This window comes from Polynucleobacter ibericus, from assembly GCF_018687955.1.
GTDB classification, from domain to species: Bacteria; Pseudomonadota; Gammaproteobacteria; order Burkholderiales; family Burkholderiaceae; genus Polynucleobacter; species Polynucleobacter ibericus.
This window is the reverse complement of sequence record NZ_CP061309.1, coordinates 191,395-209,212: the sequence shown is the minus strand read 5'-3', so window position 1 is coordinate 209,212 and position 17,818 is coordinate 191,395. Positions and strand designations below refer to the sequence as shown.

Annotated in this window: 13 protein-coding genes and 3 pseudogenes; 8 read left to right on the top strand and 8 right to left on the bottom strand. The window is 46.9% G+C overall.

All coding sequences use genetic code 11. The features are described from left to right. The first annotated feature begins 4 nt into the window (after positions 1-4). The 5 genes and pseudogenes from accB (at position 5) to AOC20_RS01110 (ending at position 4,452) form a co-directional block, all read left to right on the top strand. The gene (gene accB / locus AOC20_RS01125; RefSeq protein ID WP_215360740.1) at positions 5-472 is read left to right on the top strand and encodes an acetyl-CoA carboxylase biotin carboxyl carrier protein; all 468 of its coding nucleotides are present in this window, start codon (positions 5-7) and stop codon (positions 470-472) included. Positions 473-537: 65 nt separating this feature from the next. After that, positions 538-1,902, top strand: a complete 1,365-nt coding sequence (gene accC / locus AOC20_RS01120) for an acetyl-CoA carboxylase biotin carboxylase subunit (protein ID WP_215360739.1) — start codon at positions 538-540, stop codon at positions 1,900-1,902. 18 nt (positions 1,903-1,920) lie between these two features. Further along, positions 1,921-2,841: pseudogene (prmA, locus tag AOC20_RS09715) on the top strand (50S ribosomal protein L11 methyltransferase); the annotation flags it as partial. Between the two features lie 96 nt (positions 2,842-2,937). Next, on the top strand, positions 2,938-3,450 hold the full coding sequence (locus tag AOC20_RS09710) for a DUF3426 domain-containing protein (RefSeq protein WP_251373169.1): 513 nt from the start codon (positions 2,938-2,940) through the stop codon (positions 3,448-3,450). A gap of 42 nt (positions 3,451-3,492) precedes the next feature. Then, entirely contained in the window at positions 3,493-4,452 is a 960-nt protein-coding gene (locus AOC20_RS01110) for a carbohydrate kinase family protein (protein WP_215360737.1), read from the top strand. A gap of 98 nt (positions 4,453-4,550) precedes the next feature. Here AOC20_RS01110 and AOC20_RS01105 read toward each other — a convergent pair. From AOC20_RS01105 to AOC20_RS01085, 5 genes and pseudogenes are all read right to left on the bottom strand, one after another. Then, a pseudogene (locus AOC20_RS01105) lies at positions 4,551-4,987 on the bottom strand (histone H1-like repetitive region-containing protein). A 321-nt stretch (positions 4,988-5,308) separates the two neighbouring features. Then, the gene (locus AOC20_RS01100) at positions 5,309-6,487 is read right to left on the bottom strand and encodes a ribonucleotide-diphosphate reductase subunit beta (protein WP_215360735.1); all 1,179 of its coding nucleotides are present in this window, start codon (positions 6,485-6,487) and stop codon (positions 5,309-5,311) included. Between the two features lie 44 nt (positions 6,488-6,531). Then, positions 6,532-9,456, bottom strand: coding sequence for a ribonucleoside-diphosphate reductase subunit alpha (locus AOC20_RS01095; RefSeq protein ID WP_433915466.1), 2,925 nt, complete (start codon positions 9,454-9,456; stop codon positions 6,532-6,534). Positions 9,457-9,787: 331 nt separating this feature from the next. Beyond that, positions 9,788-10,606, bottom strand: coding sequence for a 1,6-anhydro-N-acetylmuramyl-L-alanine amidase AmpD (gene ampD, locus AOC20_RS01090; protein ID WP_251373114.1), 819 nt, complete (start codon positions 10,604-10,606; stop codon positions 9,788-9,790). 3 nt (positions 10,607-10,609) lie between these two features. Next, the gene (locus AOC20_RS01085; protein ID WP_215360733.1) at positions 10,610-11,458 is read right to left on the bottom strand and encodes a cytochrome C assembly family protein; all 849 of its coding nucleotides are present in this window, start codon (positions 11,456-11,458) and stop codon (positions 10,610-10,612) included. Positions 11,459-11,478: 20 nt separating this feature from the next. Between AOC20_RS01085 and ffh the strand changes: the two genes are divergently transcribed. After that, positions 11,479-12,861 carry a signal recognition particle protein gene (ffh, locus tag AOC20_RS01080; RefSeq protein WP_215360732.1) on the top strand — a complete coding sequence of 461 codons (1,383 nt, stop codon included), beginning with the start codon at positions 11,479-11,481 and terminating at the stop codon, positions 12,859-12,861. A gap of 36 nt (positions 12,862-12,897) precedes the next feature. Here ffh and AOC20_RS01075 read toward each other — a convergent pair whose 3' ends face one another. Beyond that, positions 12,898-14,640, bottom strand: coding sequence for a proline--tRNA ligase (locus AOC20_RS01075; RefSeq protein WP_215360731.1), 1,743 nt, complete (start codon positions 14,638-14,640; stop codon positions 12,898-12,900). Between the two features lie 48 nt (positions 14,641-14,688). Between AOC20_RS01075 and AOC20_RS01070 the strand changes: the two genes are divergently transcribed. Then, positions 14,689-15,282 (top strand): RNA pyrophosphohydrolase, encoded by a 594-nt coding sequence (locus AOC20_RS01070; protein WP_215360730.1) that lies wholly within the window; start codon positions 14,689-14,691, stop codon positions 15,280-15,282. Positions 15,283-15,284: 2 nt separating this feature from the next. Continuing rightward, the gene (locus tag AOC20_RS01065; protein ID WP_215360729.1) at positions 15,285-15,851 is read left to right on the top strand and encodes a CNP1-like family protein; all 567 of its coding nucleotides are present in this window, start codon (positions 15,285-15,287) and stop codon (positions 15,849-15,851) included. 20 nt (positions 15,852-15,871) lie between these two features. Here AOC20_RS01065 and proB read toward each other — a convergent pair. Further along, positions 15,872-16,642 (bottom strand): annotated as a pseudogene (gene proB, locus AOC20_RS01060) (glutamate 5-kinase); the annotation flags it as partial. 21 nt (positions 16,643-16,663) lie between these two features. Continuing rightward, a complete protein-coding gene (gene obgE, locus AOC20_RS01055; protein ID WP_215360726.1) occupies positions 16,664-17,752 on the bottom strand; it encodes a GTPase ObgE in 1,089 nt (362 codons plus the stop codon). Between the last annotated feature and the right edge of the window lie 66 nt (positions 17,753-17,818).

Here is a 17,818-nt window from a genome sequence, read left to right as displayed (position 1 = left end):
TCGTATGGATCTGAGAAAACTTAAAACCTTGATCGACCTAGTCTCTGAATCAGGTATTTCAGAATTAGAGGTAAATGAAGGTGAAGATCGCGTTCGCATTGTGAATGCCGGCTCCCCAGCCCCGGCCGGTCAGGTGATTTATGCCAACCCCGCACCAGCTCAAGCTATGCAAGCTACACCCGTCGCTAGCGCTCCGAATCCAGCGGCACCAGCCGTTGAGGCGCCTGCTGTTGAAACAGGTTCTGTAGCACGCTCTCCGATGGTAGGCACTTTCTACCGCGCCCCAAATCCAGAGTCCCCAAACTTCGTCAATATTGGTGATACCGTAAAAGTCGGTCAAACACTTTGCATCATTGAAGCGATGAAGCTACTCAATGAGATTGAATCTGAGTATGCTGGCGTGGTCAAAGAAATTCTCTGTGAAAACGGTCAAGGCGTCGAATTTGACCAGCCACTTTTCATCATTGCTTAATCAACAATCACCCTTGATTGCATTTAGATCAATTCCAATTCACCGTTACTTAACTCAGAGCCGACATGTTCGATAAGATTCTGATTGCCAATCGGGGAGAAATTGCTCTCCGCATCCAACGCGCATGCCGCGAGTTGGGAATTAAAACTGTTGTGGTGTATTCCACAGCAGATAAAGAAGCGAAATATGTAAAGCTTGCCGATGAAGCTGTATGCATTGGGCCAGCACCATCCCCGTTGAGCTATCTCAATATGCCAGCCATTATTTCTGCAGCAGAAGTTACCGATGCAGAAGCGATTCACCCTGGTTATGGCTTTCTCTCTGAGAATGCCGACTTTGCTGAACGTGTTGAAAAGTCTGGTTTTGCCTTTATTGGGCCAACTGCCGCATCTATTCGTCTGATGGGCGACAAGGTTTCTGCAAAGCGCGCGATGATTAAAGCGGGTGTGCCTTGTGTTCCTGGATCAGAGGGTGCGCTTCCTGATAATCCAAAAGAAATCATCGCAACTGCCAAAAAAGTAGGTTACCCGGTCATCATCAAAGCCGCTGGTGGTGGTGGTGGTCGCGGTATGCGCGTTGTTCATACCGAAGCCGCGCTCCTCAACGCTGTCAATATGACTAAAGAAGAGGCTGGCCGTGCTTTTGGTAATCCCGAGGTCTACATGGAGAAGTTTTTAGAAAAACCTCGCCACGTAGAAATTCAGATTTTGGCTGACACTCATGGCAACGCCATTTGGCTGGGCGAGCGTGACTGCTCTATGCAACGTCGCCACCAAAAAGTAATTGAAGAGGCGCCTGCTCCTGGCATTGATCGTCGCTTGATTGCCAAAATTGGCGAGCGCTGCGCTGAAGCCTGTCGCAAGATTGGTTACCGAGGGGCTGGCACGTTTGAATTCCTCTATGAAAACGGTGAATTTTTCTTTATTGAAATGAATACCCGCGTTCAGGTAGAGCATCCGGTTACCGAAATGATTACCGGTGTAGATATTGTTCAAGAACAGATTCGAATTGCAGCCGGCTTAAGATTAAGTTATCGCCAAAAAGACATTATTTTCCGTGGCCACGCCATTGAATGCCGTCTTAATGCTGAAGATCCATTTAAGTTCACCCCGAGCCCAGGCAAAATTGGTTCATTTCACATGCCTGGTGGCCCCGGCATTCGAGTAGACTCACATGCCTATAGCGGCTATGTTGTTCCATCAAACTATGACTCCATGATTGGCAAATTGATCTCTTACGGCAATACCCGTGAGCAAGCTATTCGCCGCATGCAAATTGCACTCTCCGAGATGGTGATTGATGGCATTACAACCAATGTCCCGCTGCATCGTGAACTCATGCTCGATCCGAACTTTATTGAAGGTGGCACGAGCATTCACTACTTGGAGCATCGCCTAGAAGAGCAAGCTGCAAGTCGCGGTAAGCCTTAATTTTGATGCGAGTACCTCATGTCTTATCGTGAACTAGTATTCACGGTAGCTGCTGAAACCGCTGAACCTTTGGGTGATGCGCTTTTGGATTTGGGCGCCCTGTCCGTCACTGTTGAAGACGACGCTGCTGGTGGCTACGATGAAAATCCACTTTATGGTGAGCCCGGTCTTTCACCAGAAGTGCAGGCATGGGATAGATCAGCAGTTACTGCTCTCTTTAATCCTGATATAGATGCTTCAGCTAGCGCAGAATTTATTCCTGATTTACTTGCATCACTCAAAGAAGCTGGTTTTCATCTAAGTTCCCCGCAAGAGAAAATCGTTGAAGAGCAGGATTGGGTAAGGCTGACGCAAAGCCAATTTGCTCCTATTCAAATTGGCGAACGAATTTGGGTAGTGCCCTCTTGGCACGATGCACCTACCGATCCTAATGCGATTTGTCTCGCTGTTGATCCAGGGCTCGCATTTGGTACAGGCAGTCACCCTACTACCCACTTATGCCTACTGTGGCTTGAGCAACAAAATAATTTACAGAATCAAAGCCTGCTCGACTACGGCTGCGGCTCAGGAATTTTGGCAATTGCCGCTGCAAAACTGGGTTGCACCCCGGTAATTGGGACTGATATTGATCCTCAGGCGATGGTTGCAGCACGGAGCAATGCAGAAATTAATAACACTGTTATTCGCTTTGTTCTCCCCAACGAAAACGCTCCAGAACTTGCTGCAGAAACCAAATACGACATCGTGATGGCCAATATTTTGGCAAACCCACTACAAGTTCTCGCCCCCGCACTCGTTAACAAGATAAAAGCAGGCGGAAGAATTGTTTTATCGGGAGTGCTCGCTCGCCAAGCGGAAGAGGTGATTGCCACCTATAGCCAATGGCTCAAACTTTCCGTCTGGAAAGAGAGTGAGGGATGGGTTTGCCTGCATGGCACCCTAACCCAGCAGCAGCCAAGCAATGAAGACACGCCATTTGCTGCACCTGCTCAAAAAAAAAGTCTTAAGTTAGCCCTCTACACGCTGCTATTACTGGTGTTACTTGTTTTTGGAGAGCATCTCTCTAGAAATTCATTGCTACCAGCATTGGCGCCACAAGTAGACGGCACATCGAATCCAATTTCTGTGCGTGCTTTTCATTTATTACAAAGTATTGATGCGAAACTTTGTCGTGCACTAGGATGTCTAGATCGCACCGTGAGCGATTTTTCCGCGTGGAAAATAATCTCAGCCACACTTGCACCAGAAAATGCGCGAGAAGGGCTTAAAAACGCTGCAAATCAATCTCTGCTGCAAGTTGAGATACAAAATCGTCTTGCGATTGCAGTTTTAGCTCCCAATTTAGAAATTTCTTTGACTGATGCAGAAGAATCCGAAATCAAATCTTTGCAATTCACTCCACAAGATTGGTTACCCGAAGCTTGGCAAGAGACACATCCTGATTTTTTAAAAAGAGGTATTCCTTCTGGCGAAATGCTTCAAGTTGAATTACCTATTGCATTGCCACCGAATGCTGCTGGCTATCGCGTTCGAGTGCTTTATCCCTAAATTGATTCATTCCCACCATCTACCCCTTACAGAAAGTAATTTATGGCTAGCTTGATTTGTGGCTCTATCGCCTACGACACCATCATGAACTTTGAAGGCAAATTTGCCGATCAAATCCTGCCCGAACAGATTCATATCCTCAATGTGGCCTTCTTGGTACCAACAATGCGACGAGAGTATGGTGGTTGCGCCGGCAATATTGCTTACAACCTCAATCTTTTGGGCGGCGATCCCATCATCATGGCTACCGTCGGCGGGGATGCTGCACCTTACCTGAGTCGTCTTGAGCAACTCAAAATTGATGCAAGCCATATTCGCCAGATCGACAATGCTTTTACCGCACAAGCCATGATTACCACTGATCAGGCCAATAATCAGATCACCGCTTTTCATCCGGGCGCGATGGGGGAATCTCATCTCAATCAAGTTTCCGCTGTTGTAGCAGAACGCAGTAAGAACGCAAAGGGATCGGCCAAGCTCGGGATTGTTGCACCCGATGGTCGCCAAGGGATGTGGGAACACTGCCATCAATTGGCTGATGCCAATATTCCATTTATCTTTGATCCAGGCCAGGGTTTGCCGATGTTTAACGGCCCAGAACTTCTGGAGCTAGTGGATATTGCGAGTTACTTGGCGGTAAATGATTACGAAGGAGAGATGCTTTCGCAAAGAACAGGTTTAAGCCTGGCAAAAGTAGCGGAGCGCGTGAAGGCACTCATCGTTACCAAAGGCGCCGAAGGTGCTGATATTTACTATGAAGGTAAATGCATTGCCATTCCACCGGTACCAGCAGCAAAAGTAGTTGATCCAACTGGTTGCGGTGATGCATTTCGCGGTGGATTACTGTTTGGCCTAGAAAATGGCATGGACTGGGAAACTACTGGTCGTTTGGCCAGCCTGTTGGGATCTATCAAGATTACCCATCAAGGACCACAAAACCACCAATTGAGCAAAGATCAGATCGCTGAACATTTCAAAGCAGCGTTTGGTTTTAACTTTTAATCCCAAACGATCCCAGATCTTTCTAGGATTACTCATTTCAAATTTAGAAATAAAAAAAGGGGTCTCGTGAGAGACCCCTTCTAGTAACACCCGTCTGATTAAGGACGTGTGCCAGTTGGGAAGGGCCAAGCAGCGGCGGTTGTTGCTATTGCAGCTTTCTTAGCCGCGGGCTTTTTTACTACAGCGCCCGCTTTCTTCGCAGCAGGCTTACTTACTTTTTTTTTGCTACTTTACGAGCTACTTTTTTAGCAGCTGGACGCTTAGCAGCAGCTTTTTTAGCAGCTGGACGCTTAGCAGCAGCTTTTTTAGCAGCTGGACGCTTCTTAGCTACTTTTTTAGCAGCAGGACGCTTAGCAGCAGCTTTTTTAGCAGCTGGACGCTTCTTAGCTACTTTTTTAGCAGCTGGCTTTTTAGCAGCAACTTTTTTAGCAGCAGGACGCTTCTTAGCTACTTTTTTAGCAGCTGGACGCTTAGCGGCTACTTTTTTCTTAGCAGCTGGTTTCTTTGCAGCAGGTTTTTTCTTGGCGATTGCCATAGTATTGCTCCTTCACGTGAGGATTAGTACAAACTACATTAAGAAGACCCGACCACTCATTTCCGCCTGGTTTTGCAACCGATTGGATCTGACGAGCGAGCCATTCATCGGCGCACGGCTTGATACTAGGTGCTGCACGCTAATGAATCCTGGAAAAAAAGCCGTGGCCCCAAAGGACAACGGCTTCTTAAATGTGCTGGAAAAAATAGAGAGAATAGCCCAGGCACCCTTGAGCAAGGGTTTTCGGATTTGAGTCTGGTTTTGCTGACTTCTAAAACTATCCAACCGTCTAATCTCCTATTTAGCCAGTTATGCGCTTTACTACTCCCAACTAAGCGCACCACCGGTTTGATACTCAATAACGCGTGTCTCAAAAAAGTTTCGTTCTTTTTTCAGATCAATCATTTCTGACATCCATGGAAATGGATTCTCTTCATTTGGGAACATCGCGTCAAGTCCTATTTGCAAACATCTACGATTACAGATGTATCTTAGGTAGCCTTTGAACATCGGAGCGTTCAATCCGAGCACTCCGCGAGGCATCGTATCTTCGGCATAACGGTACTCTAATTCGACTGCTTTTTCGAAGATCGATTTGATCTCGTCTTTGAACTCGGAAGTCCATAACTGCGGGTTCTCCAGCTTGATTTGGTTTATCAAATCAATGCCAAAATTGCAGTGCATAGACTCGTCGCGAAGGATGTACTGATACTGCTCAGCAGCACCCGTCATTTTGTTTTGACGACCCATTGCAAGTATTTGCGTAAAACCAACATAAAAGAACAAACCTTCCATTACGCAAGCAAAAACAATCAGCGAACGAAGTAATTTTTGATCAGCTTCTAATGTGCCAGTCTTGAAATTTGGATCAGTTAATACGTCAATAAACGGAATTAAGAACTGGTCTTTAGCGCGGATTGACTCAATCTCGTTATACGCGTTGAAGATTTCGGACTGATCTAAGCCCAAAGATTCCACAATATATTGGTACGCATGAGTATGAATTGCCTCCTCAAAAGCCTGGCGCAATAGGTATTGGCGGCATTCTGGAGCAGTAATGTGGCGATAAGTGCCCAAAACAATATTGTTCGCAGCCAAAGAATCAGCTGTTGTGAAGAAACCGAGATTGCGTTTAATAATACGACGCTCATCTTCTGTCAGGCCATTAGGATCTTTCCAAAGCGCGATATCGCGGTTCATATTGATCTCTTGTGGCATCCAGTGGTTTGCACAACCAGCCAAATACTTCTCCCAAGCCCACTTATATTTAAATGGAACCAACTGATTAACGTCAGTCTTGGCATTAATTACGCGCTTATCAGCAGCGTTTACGCGCAAGGCTGCGCCACCAGATAAATTAGCAGCCGCTACAGGCGCTGCAGTTTGTGGTGCCATTGCCACTTGATCTGGCTGTGGGCGTTGTGGCTCGACTGCAACCGGTTGCGGTGCAATGCCTGCTTTCGCTAGTGCTGGAGCAACTTCCTCTTCCCAATTCAACATAACTCTCTCCTAATTATTCTATTTATGGCCAATAAGCGAATGGCTTATTGGCATGCTTCACATTCTTCGAAACCAGCATCGCCTGGGCGCATTGTGCAAACTGGGCCGTCAGCTTCAACTCCGCCGGCAGCGCTTGCAGCAGCTGCGTCCGTACCATTTACACCGCCGCCACTAGAAACTGAGTTCAACTGACCACTAGCAACGGTTGATTTCTCAACGTGAGTGGCAGCCATAGTGCGGAGGTAATAAGTGGTCTTCAAGCCGCGTAACCAAGCCAACTTGTAGGTGTCGTCCAATTTCTTGCCGGAAGCACCACCCATGTAGATGTTGAGTGATTGTGCTTGGTCGATCCACTTCTGACGGCGAGAAGCTGCTTCCACTAACCAGCTTGGCTCCACTTCAAAGGCGGTTGCGTATAAATCACGCAAATCTTGTGGAATACGATCAATCTTAGATAAAGTGCCATCAAAGTACTTCAAGTCGGCAATCATCACTTCGTCCCAGAGGCCGCGATCTTTCAAATCACGCACCAAGTACTCATTTACCACTGTGAATTCGCCTGAAAGGTTAGATTTCACGAACAAGTTCTGGAATGTCGGCTCGATACAAGCAGAAACACCAATGATGTTTGAAATCGTTGCTGTTGGCGCAATCGCCACGCAATTGGAGTTACGCATACCGTATTGCTTGATGCGTGCACGCAAACCGCTCCAGTCCATAGTGGAAGAGTTATCTACCTCTACGTAACCACCGCGCTCAGCCGCCAACATCGCTACTGAGTCCTGCGGGAGGATGCCGCGATCCCATAAAGAACCTTTATAGGTACTGTAAACGCCGCGCTCTTCAGCCAACTCATTGGATGCTTGGTAAGCGTAGTAGCAAACCGCTTCCATAGAAGAATCCGCAAACTTCACAGCCTCATCGCTAGCGTAAGGAATACGCTGCATATGCAAGCAATCCTGGAAGCCCATGATGCCCATGCCGACCGGACGGTGCTTCAAGTTCGAATTACGTGCCTTAGCCACTGCGTAATAGTTGATATCAATCACGTTATCCAACATACGCATCGCAGTACGGACGGTTCTTTGGAGTTTCTCGTGATCCAAAATCATCTTGCCATTGGCATCAGTTGTCATGTGAGCCGTTAAGTTCACAGAACCCAAGTTACAAACCGCAATCTCAGTCTCATTTGTATTGAGGGTGATCTCAGTACAGAGGTTAGATGAGTGAACTACACCAATATGCTGCTGAGGGCTGCGGATATTGCAAGGATCTTTAAAAGTAATCCATGGGTGGCCAGTTTCGAACAACATACCGAGCATCTTGCGCCAGAGTTGCTGCGCTGGAATACGGCGGAATGGCTTCAACTCACCACGGTCAGCTTTTTGCTCATAGGCAACATAAGCTTCTTCAAACGCTCTGCCGAATTTATCATGCAAATCTGGAGTGTTAGATGGCGAGAACAAAGTCCAATCGCCACCTTCCATTACGCGCTTCATGAACAAGTCAGGAATCCAGTTAGAGGTATTCATATCGTGAGTACGACGACGGTCGTCACCAGTGTTCTTACGCAACTCCAAGAACTCTTCGATGTCTAAGTGCCAGGTTTCCAAGTAGGCACAAACCGCACCTTTACGCTTACCGCCTTGGTTCACAGCAACTGCAGTGTCGTTTACTACTTTCAAGAATGGCACCACACCTTGTGATTTACCGTTTGTGCCTTTGATGTGACTTCCCAATGCACGAACATTAGTCCAGTCATTACCCAAGCCACCAGCAAACTTAGACAACAAAGCATTTTCTTTCAAGGCTTCGTAAATACCATCTAAATCATCATCCACAGTCGTCAAGTAGCAGCTAGAGAGCTGCGGACGAGTCGTTGCTGAGTTAAATAATGTTGGCGTGCTGGACATGAAATCAAATGTAGAAAGGATTTCATAGAACTCAATAGCGCGACGCTCGCGATCCATCTCATTCAAAGCCAAGCCCATTGCAACGCGCATAAAGAATGCCTGTGGCATTTCAATGCGACGCTCTTCAATATGCAAGAAATAACGGTCATACAAAGTCTGCAAGCCGAGGTAGTTGAACTGCAAGTCACGGCTAGCGTTCAAGGCAGCAGCTAAGCGTGGCAAGTCAAACTCACGCATACGTGGATCTAACAACTCCGCAGAAATACCTTCGTTGATGTACTTCGCAAAATAAGTGCTGTACTCAGCTTGCGTATCACCTTGCAATACTTCCTTGCCAAAAATTTCTTTACGAATGACGTGCATCAAGATGCGCGCTGTCACTTGGCTGTACGCAGGATCTTTTTCAATCAAAGTACGGGAAGCCAAGATCGCAGAGTCATAGACTTGCGCCATTGGCACACCATCGTACAAATTCTTAATCGTTTCGGTAATGATCGGAGTGGCATCGATGTGGGTACCCAAGCCTTCGCATGCAGCCTCAATCACTGTGCGCAAAGCGGCCATGTCGAGGTATTTCTCAACACCGTTATCCGTTACCTTGATACCAGACTCACCAGCCTGGTTTGTTGTTTGCGCCTCTTGAGAAACCTCTTGTTGAGCGGCACGCTCTTGGTTACGCTTTTCACGATAAAGAACATAGGCACGAGCAACGTTGTGCTCCCCACTGCGCATCAAAGCCAATTCAACTTGGTCTTGAATATCTTCAATGTGGAAAGTTCCGCCATTTGGTCGGCTACGCAACAAAGCGCGCACAACCGCGTGAGTCAACTGCTCAACTTGCTCACGAACACGCGCGGATGCGGCACCTTGGCCACCATTAACCGCTAAAAATGCTTTAGTTACAGCAATAGCAATCTTTGATGGCTCAAACGCAACCACTGAACCATTGCGGCGAATAATTTTGTAATCAGACAACTGGGTTGCCTGGGTACCACCAACACCACCTGCCACGAAACTGGCAGAAGGGGCTTGATTTACTGCCCCTGCAGGACTCATTCCTGGGTTATTCGCACCAGCTGGTTGGCCTGCTGTCTGTGGATTAGCGTATGTCATGTTGCTCCTGCTTCTATATATAGTTATTTGGACAAAATATCGTTAAAAAACAATGGGGTATTGCTGGATTCAAACACTACATCTAGTGTCTTGAAGTGCATTAGGCACTAAGTATAGGGAAATATTTGATATTTGGTAAGCTATTTATTACAAATATTTATTAGTATTTTTACTAAGTTATCCACTTATTTTGGGGTCATTTTGGTGCGAAATTTGCAGCCCTTTTTAGACAAAGGCTAAAAAAGTAAGCGTACGCTTACATACAAAAATGAGCCTATCGAGGGTCCAGGCCAAAAGGTAGCTTTTCAAGCGAAATCGCTGTCTCTTTTTGGAACTTTTTCCAATCAAAGGAAATCCCGGGATCTGTTTTGCGGTCGGGCGCAATATCGCTATGTCCAGCAAATTGCAATTGAGGATAAGTGCTGGTCAATTGATGAATGAGATTGACTAAGGTTCGGTACTGGGATGCTTCAAATGGCGTATCGCCATCACCTTCTAACTCGATACCAATAGAAAAATCATTGCACTTTTCACGACCCTGAAAATGAGATTTACCTGCGTGCCAGGCTTTGTTGTGGGTTGATACAAACTGAATCAACTCTCCCGTACGCGTAATTAAAAAATGACTGGAGACTTTTTGATCTGCAATCTCCGCAAAATAAGGGTGGCCAGCTGGATCAAGTTTATTTTGGAAGAAATTAACAATATGGTGACTAGATACTTGTTTTCTGAATTCACCTGGCGGAAGACTAATGTGGTGAATTACCGCTAAGTCAGCCTGTACATTTTCTGGCCTAGAGTCTTGATTTGGCGAAATTCTCCAGTGTGCATCACCGACCCAACCGGCTTCATCTAATGTCTGAAGATGTTCTTTTGAGCAGTAAAAGCGCTTATCAAAAGAGAATGCTTCTAACTGCGGAAGATGCACTTTACAGTATTGGCACTGCACCATGACCTCAGGCAGCACTGCCTTCTCAGGCTTATTTTGATTGGGCCTAGGGGATTTCATGGCATCAAGACCGGCCTGCTTTTTACCTTTAATCCATAAATATATAAGGCCAGCACCAGCAAACAATAAAAGCCACTTAAACAAGTATTAAACCCTCTGAAGGATGACTTCAACTACGAAACGGCTACCAACATAAGCAAGTAACAAGGCAGTGTAAGCGCTTAATACCCAACGAATGGCAGCCCTGCCACGCAAACCGACACGCCAACGGGCTATCAATAGACCTGCAAACAAAAACCAAGAGATCAAAGCAAAAATCGTCTTGTGATCAAACATCAGCGGTTTGCCAAACAAGGTTTGCGAGAAGAGCAAGCCTGAGAACACAGTCAAACTCAGCAGTGCAAAACCAACATAAAGCAAGTTGAATAACAGACTTTCCATGGTCATTAGCGGGGGTAAATCTTCTAACCAATGAGCAAAGCGACTATTTGGAATAATAGCCAGTTGTCGATGTAGGGCTCGATCCTGCACACTCATCAGCATGGCATGCATTGCTGCCAGGCTTAGTAAGCCCACTGAAACAGTTGCCACTACAAAGTGGCCTTTAAACCACGGATCTGAAACAGCCTTTGGAGAAATCAATGTTCCCGGAAAAACGGTGGGCAAGAATGCACAAATAAGCGCAAACATTAAGGCCATCCAGCGCAGACTGGAAATAGGCAAAAACCAAGACTGAAACCAATAAAAAGCTAGGCCAACCCAAGCAATCAGGGATAAATCTTGTGCAAAACCAAATACAAAACCCTGAGAAGTAAATACAGAGTCATGCAATTGCACCCCATGGATCACCAAAATTACAAAAATTGCAGCCTGCACCAAAGTACTTGAAAGCCTAGACTCCACGCCGCTCTTGGCTTTAAAGCTCAAAATAAGCAAAAGCACCAAATAAAGTGCGGAAGGAAGCCATCCGTAACTTGAGTAACCTAAAATATCCATCTGGAAAGTCTAATCGATAAATGCTAGAAAACCTCACCGACCGTCTATCACGCGTTGTTAAAACAATGCGGGGTCAGGCACGCCTGACCGAAGAAAATACTGCAGAAATGCTGCGGGAAATCCGTCTAGCCTTACTGGAGGCTGACGTAGCCCTGCCAGTGGTGAAATCTCTGCTGGAACAAATTAAATTTAAAGCCCTTGGTGAGGAAGTGGTTGGCAGCCTCAGCCCAGGCCAAGCTCTGGTGGGCGTTGTGCAACGTGAACTTGCTCAAGTCATGCGTGGCGATACTTTGCAAAGCGGTGAACTCAACCTAGCCACCCAACCTCCAGCAGTAATTTTGATGGCGGGCTTACAGGGTGCAGGTAAAACGACCTCTGTTGGTAAGCTTGCCAAATGGTTGCAAGAGAAAAAGAAGAAAAAAGTTCTAACCGTTTCTTGTGACGTTTATCGTCCAGCCGCGATTGAACAATTAGAGACCGTCACCAAGCAGGTGGGCGCCGAATTTTTCCCAAGCGATATTAGTCAACAACCAAATGACATTGCTATTGCTGCCCTGGACTGGGCGCGTCGTCATTATTTTGATGTTGTCTTAGTGGATACCGCGGGTCGCCTAGGCATTGACGAAGCACTCATGCAAGAAATCAAAACTTTGCATGCCAGCCTCAACCCAATTGAAACCTTATTCGTAGTGGATGCCATGCTCGGCCAAGATGCCGTGAATACAGCTAAGGCCTTCCATGAAGCTCTACCATTGACTGGCGTGATCCTCACTAAGCTAGATGGTGATTCCCGCGGTGGTGCAGCGCTTTCTGTTCGTCAGGTTACGGGTGTGCCACTCAAATTTATCGGCGTTGCCGAAAAGATGGATGGCTTAGAAGCATTTGATGCTGAACGGATGGCCAATCGTATTTTGGGCATGGGCGATATTCTGGCCTTGGTAGAGCAAGCTCAACAACACGTTGATGTAGCCAAAGCAGAAAAGTTAGCAAGCAAGATTTCCAAGGGTGGCTTTGATCTTGAAGATTTTCGAGATCAACTGATGCAGATGCAAAAGATGGGTGGCATGGCTAGCCTGATGGATAAGTTGCCGAGCCAAGTTGCGCAAGCAGCATCCAAAGCAAATCTCAGTAACGCCGATAAACAAACTACGCGCATGCGTGGAATTATTGACAGCATGACACCGCAAGAGCGTAGAAAACCTGAGCTGCTCAAAGCGAGTCGCAAGCGCCGTATTGCTGCAGGCTCTGGAGTAGAGGTGCAAGAGGTCAATCGCTTGCTAGCTCAATTCGAGCAAATGCAAACCATGATGAAGCAATTCAAAGGTGGGAAGATGGCGCGCACCATGGCCAGCATGGCTGCTAAAGGAGCCGCCAAGGGCATTGGCGGACTCTTTAAGAAATAATAAAATCCAAAAAGTAAGGTTTAAGCAAGCAATTACTTAAACGATAGCTTGTTTGGCAGCCTGTACTGCAGCAATCACTTTTGCCTTGATCTCGCCAATTGGGATGTTCTGAGACTCCGCATCAGTGCGGCCCTTGAATTCCACTTGAGAATCTGCCAAACCACGATCACCAATGACGACTCGGAACGGTGCGCCAATCAACTCCCAATCGGCAAACATCGCGCCCGGACGTTCATTGCGATCATCCAGAATCACATCAATACCAGCGGCTAAGAGCTCAGCATGCAATTGATCGCATGCTGCTTTGACCGCCTCGGATTTCTCGTAACCCATCGGGCAAATCACAACTTCAAATGGCGCCATTGAAATTGGCCAAATAATGCCCTTTTCGTCATGCCCTTGTTCAATCGCAGCACCAAGCAGGCGTGTGACGCCAATACCGTAACAACCCATCACCATCGGCTGCGCTTTACCCTGTTGATCCAAGTAAGTACAACCCATCGACTCTGAATAACGTGTTCCCAGTTGAAATACGTGACCCACTTCAATCCCACGGCAAATATCGACAACACCTTTGCCATCTGGAGACGGATCACCGATCACCGCATTACGAATATCCATTACCAATGGCTCGGGTAGATCACGGCCCCAGTTCACGCCAGTTAAGTGATGACCAGCATCATTCGCACCACACACAAAGTTGGCCATATTGGCAACAGTGCGATCAGCAACTACAGTCACATCAGCACTCACACCAACAGGGCCCAGATAACCAGCTGGTGCATTACAAGCTTGCTTGATTTCAGCTTCAGTGGCAAAACGTGACTCTGCCATACCAGGAATCTTGCTAGCCTTCACTTCATTGAGTTCGTGGTCACCGCGCAGCAGCAGCATAAAGAGTTTGGCTGGCCCATTTTTTTGATCGGCAGCGAACAGAAGAGACTTCACTGTGGACTCAAGCGGAATATTTAAGAACCTTGCTACGTCAGCGCAATTTGTTTTATCTGGCGTTGGCACCTTTGTCATTGCAGCAGTTGCTGCGGCGCGAGCAGCAATTAAAGCCAATGACTCAGCAGCCTCAAGATTGGCGGCGTACTCAGAATTTGGGCAATAAACAATGGCATCTTCACCAGTATCTGCAATCACGTGGAACTCTTGGCTGCCAGACCCACCGATGGCGCCATTGTCCGCAGTCACTGCACGGAACTGCAGGCCCATACGCTTAAAGATGCGGGTGTAGGCATCAAACATGATTTGGTAAGACTTCTTGAGACCCTCTACATCACGATCAAATGAGTAAGCGTCTTTCATGCTGAACTCACGACCACGCATGATGCCAAAACGAGGACGGCGCTCATCGCGGAATTTAGTTTGAATTTGATAGAAGTTCACAGGCAATTGCTTGTAACTCTTAATCTCATTACGAGCCAAATCAGTAATGACCTCTTCAGAAGTTGGCTGAATCAAAAAATCACGATCGTGACGATCTTTGATGCGGAGTAACTCTGGACCCATCTTCTCCCAGCGACCAGTCTCTTGCCATAATTCGGCCGGCTGAATCATCGGCATGAGCAATTCAATTGCGCCAGCACGATTCATTTCTTCGCGAATGATATTTTCCACTTTGCGAATGACTTTCAGGCCCAGCGGTAAATAGTTATAAATACCTGCGCTGAGCTTGCGAATTAAACCTGCACGCACCATGAGTTTGTGCGAAACCACCTCAGCGTCGGAGGGAGCTTCTTTTAGCGTGGCGAGAAATGATTGTGAGGCTTTCATGTATGGATATAATCAAATCGTTGATTTTAAAGGATTTGAGGCACGATCATGCTTGACCGTGAAGGGTATCGCCCGAATGTCGGCATTGTCCTCCTCAACAGCCGTAACGAGGTTTTCTGGGGAAAACGCGTTGGGCAGCATTCGTGGCAGTTCCCGCAGGGTGGGATTCAGCATGGTGAGAGCCCTGAACAGGCTATGTACCGCGAATTGCAAGAGGAGGTCGGCTTACTGCCGGAGCATGTCCAAATTATTGGACGCACCAGGGATTGGCTTCGCTACGACGTCCCTGAGGAATACTTGCGCCGCCAAAACTCCAATCGTATTCATCGAGCAGCCTATCGCGGGCAAAAACAAATTTGGTTTCTATTACGTTTAGTGGGTCTAGATAGCGATATCCAATTGCGTGCCTCAGAACACCCTGAATTTGATGCTTGGCGCTGGGTGCCCTTCTGGATCCAATTAGATGCAGTGATTGGTTTTAAGCGCGAAGTCTATCAACTAGCCCTATCGGAATTAGCACGTTATCTTTCAAGAGGCATCCGCATGCAGCAACTAGCATGGGGAACGCCGCTAGATATATTCCAGTCTTTTTACGCCGGGAATGAGGATCAACCTAAGTCTTCAGAAATATCAGACGAATAAAAATGAAAAAAATATTTTCCAAATTTGCTATTTACCTAAACTGCTCCATCTTGGCTTTAGGCTTAGCAGGCTGCGCTGGAGACCCACTTCAAAGCGGCTTGGATCCCTTTGCTCCGATGGTATTTAAGGAGGGCACGACCACCATGCCTTTGAACCCTCCAAACCCAAAAACCTTAGTCCCATTTTATGTATCTCAAACCACTATTTTTAAGTTCGCCGTCGATACTGACTCGATACTGATTGGTGCAGATGGAGTCACACGCTATATTGTGGTGGCTACGAGCCCAAATGGTAGTTCACAAAGCCAATATGAGGGTATCCGCTGCGACTCATTTCAATGGCGTCTCTATGGCACCTTAGTTAATGATGTTTGGAAAGAAAATCCCTTGTCCAGCTGGCGAACAATTCAGAGCAACATAGCCAATCGCTACCAAGCCGCTTTGGCGCAAGGAGCATTTTGTAACTTTAATACACAAGAAAAAAGTATCAAAACAGTCCTGCAATCGCTCAACCCAAATGGCTTTACCGGTGGCACTAAGCCAACGAATTCTTTTGGGGTAATGGATTAATCTGAAGTAGGACGTGGAGTAAGTGAAGTCCCAATAGATTCGCCAGCCAAAAGGCGAGTAAGCACCTCAGGCGCTCGACCAGAGGCAATAACAGTAGTAGCACCGGTTTGGGACGCAACTTTAGCAGCCAAGACCTTAGTAAGCATGCCGCCCTTGCTTAATTCGCTAGCAGCGCCACCAGCCATTTTCTCTAAAGCGGGATCGCCAGCCACGGCGTCAACTAACAATGTGGCATTTGGATTCTGACGAGGATCCGCAGTATAAAGACCGCCTTGATCCGTCAAAATAACCAAGAGATCTGCGTTAATTAAATTGGTTACCAATGCAGCAAGATTGTCATTGTCACCAAATTTAATTTCATCAGTAACCACGGTGTCATTCTCATTAATAATCGGAACAACACCCATCTTCAATAGAGTATCGAGAGTAGCTTTAGCATTCTCATTGCGCTCTGGATTTGCTAAATCTGCATTGGTTAATAAGATCTGGGCGCTGCGCAAATTAAAACGTGCGAAACAGCTCTCATAAACCTGCACCAAACCCATCTGGCCTACTGCAGCTGCAGCTTGCAGTTGATGAATCTCTTGAGGGCGTTTAGACCAACCCAAGCGCTGCATGCCTTCAGCAATAGCCCCTGAGCTAACCATCAAAACTTCATGACCTGCTTTTAATAAGCCTGCCATTTGCTCAGCCCACATAGCAATCGCAGCATGATCTAAACCCTCACCATTATTGGTGACTAGACTAGAACCTACTTTGACAACAATCCGTTGAGTTTTTTTAGCATTCATGGCAAAGAGCAAATCGAATATTTAATCTGGTTTTTTATCTTCTAATTGGTCTTGATAGCGAGGATCTTGTGCACGCTCATCAGCATCATCTCGGTCGCGACGCACAGAATCCAAATAATCTTGTAAAGAGTAACAAAGCTTATCGCAACCCAGGCCTGTTAAAGCGGAGATCTCAAATACAGGGCCCTTCCACTTAAAACGCTTGATAAAGTCCGCAACGACTTTCTGACGATCCTCTTCTGGGATCATGTCGACTTTATTCAGAACCAACCAACGTGGCTTCTCTACCAAGGCTTCGTCGTACTTACGTAACTCATTGACGATTGCATTCGCATCGGCAACTGGATCTACGTTCTCATCAAATGGAGCAATATCAACCAAATGCAGTAATACGCCTGTCCGTTGCAAATGCCGCAAGAAGCGATGGCCTAGACCCGCACCTTCAGCAGCGCCTTCAATTAATCCGGGAATATCAGCAATCACAAAACTGCGCTCATTACCCACACGCACTACACCCAAGTTTGGATGCAAAGTAGTGAATGGATAATCAGCAATCTTCGGACGCGCATTCGATACGGCGGTAATCAAGGTGGACTTACCTGCATTAGGCATGCCTAGCAAACCAACATCAGCCAATACCTTTAATTCAAGCTTTAGCTTACGACGCTCACCTTCTTTACCATTGGTCTTTTGACGTGGCGCCCTATTCGTACTGCTCTTAAAGTGAATATTGCCCCAACCACCAACACCACCCTGGGCCAAACAAAGACGCTCGCCATGCGTAGTTAAGTCAGCGATTGGCTCACCAGTCTCATAGTCCGCAATGATCGTACCTACCGGCATGCGCAGTTCAATATCATCACCTGCGCGACCATAGCAATCGGCACCACGTCCAGGCTCACCATTCTTTGCGGTGTGCGTTTTGGCATAACGGTAATCAATCAAGGTGTTGATGTTGCGATCGGCAATCGCCCATACGCTTCCACCCTTACCACCGTCACCACCATCAGGGCCGCCAAATTCAATGAACTTTTCACGGCGCATAGAGGCGCTTCCGGCACCGCCTTGTCCGGCAATCACTTCGATACGTGCTTCGTCTATAAATTTCATGAATAAAAAAGGCCTCGCTTAGCGAGGCCTGTTCCTAAGAGTTAAATTCGGAGTAAATCTGAATCA

Excerpts from the sequence above, each read along its gene's own strand:
- AOC20_RS01110 (WP_215360737.1), top strand. The coding sequence starts at position 3,493 with ATGGCTAGCTTGATTTGTGGCTCTATCGCCTACGACACCATCATGAAC.
- AOC20_RS01070 (WP_215360730.1), top strand. The coding sequence starts at position 14,689 with ATGCTTGACCGTGAAGGGTATCGCCCGAATGTCGGCATTGTCCTCCTC.
- AOC20_RS01100 (WP_215360735.1), bottom strand. The coding sequence starts at position 6,487 with ATGTTGAATTGGGAAGAGGAAGTTGCTCCAGCACTAGCGAAAGCAGGC.
- AOC20_RS01075 (WP_215360731.1), bottom strand. The coding sequence starts at position 14,640 with ATGAAAGCCTCACAATCATTTCTCGCCACGCTAAAAGAAGCTCCCTCC.
- accB (WP_215360740.1), top strand. The coding sequence starts at position 5 with ATGGATCTGAGAAAACTTAAAACCTTGATCGACCTAGTCTCTGAATCA.
- obgE (WP_215360726.1), bottom strand. The coding sequence starts at position 17,752 with ATGAAATTTATAGACGAAGCACGTATCGAAGTGATTGCCGGACAAGGC.
- AOC20_RS01095 (WP_433915466.1), bottom strand. The coding sequence starts at position 9,456 with ATGAGTCCTGCAGGGGCAGTAAATCAAGCCCCTTCTGCCAGTTTCGTG.
- ffh (WP_215360732.1), top strand. The coding sequence starts at position 11,479 with ATGCTAGAAAACCTCACCGACCGTCTATCACGCGTTGTTAAAACAATG.
- AOC20_RS01065 (WP_215360729.1), top strand. The coding sequence starts at position 15,285 with ATGAAAAAAATATTTTCCAAATTTGCTATTTACCTAAACTGCTCCATC.
- AOC20_RS01085 (WP_215360733.1), bottom strand. The coding sequence starts at position 11,458 with ATGGATATTTTAGGTTACTCAAGTTACGGATGGCTTCCTTCCGCACTT.
- accC (WP_215360739.1), top strand. The coding sequence starts at position 538 with ATGTTCGATAAGATTCTGATTGCCAATCGGGGAGAAATTGCTCTCCGC.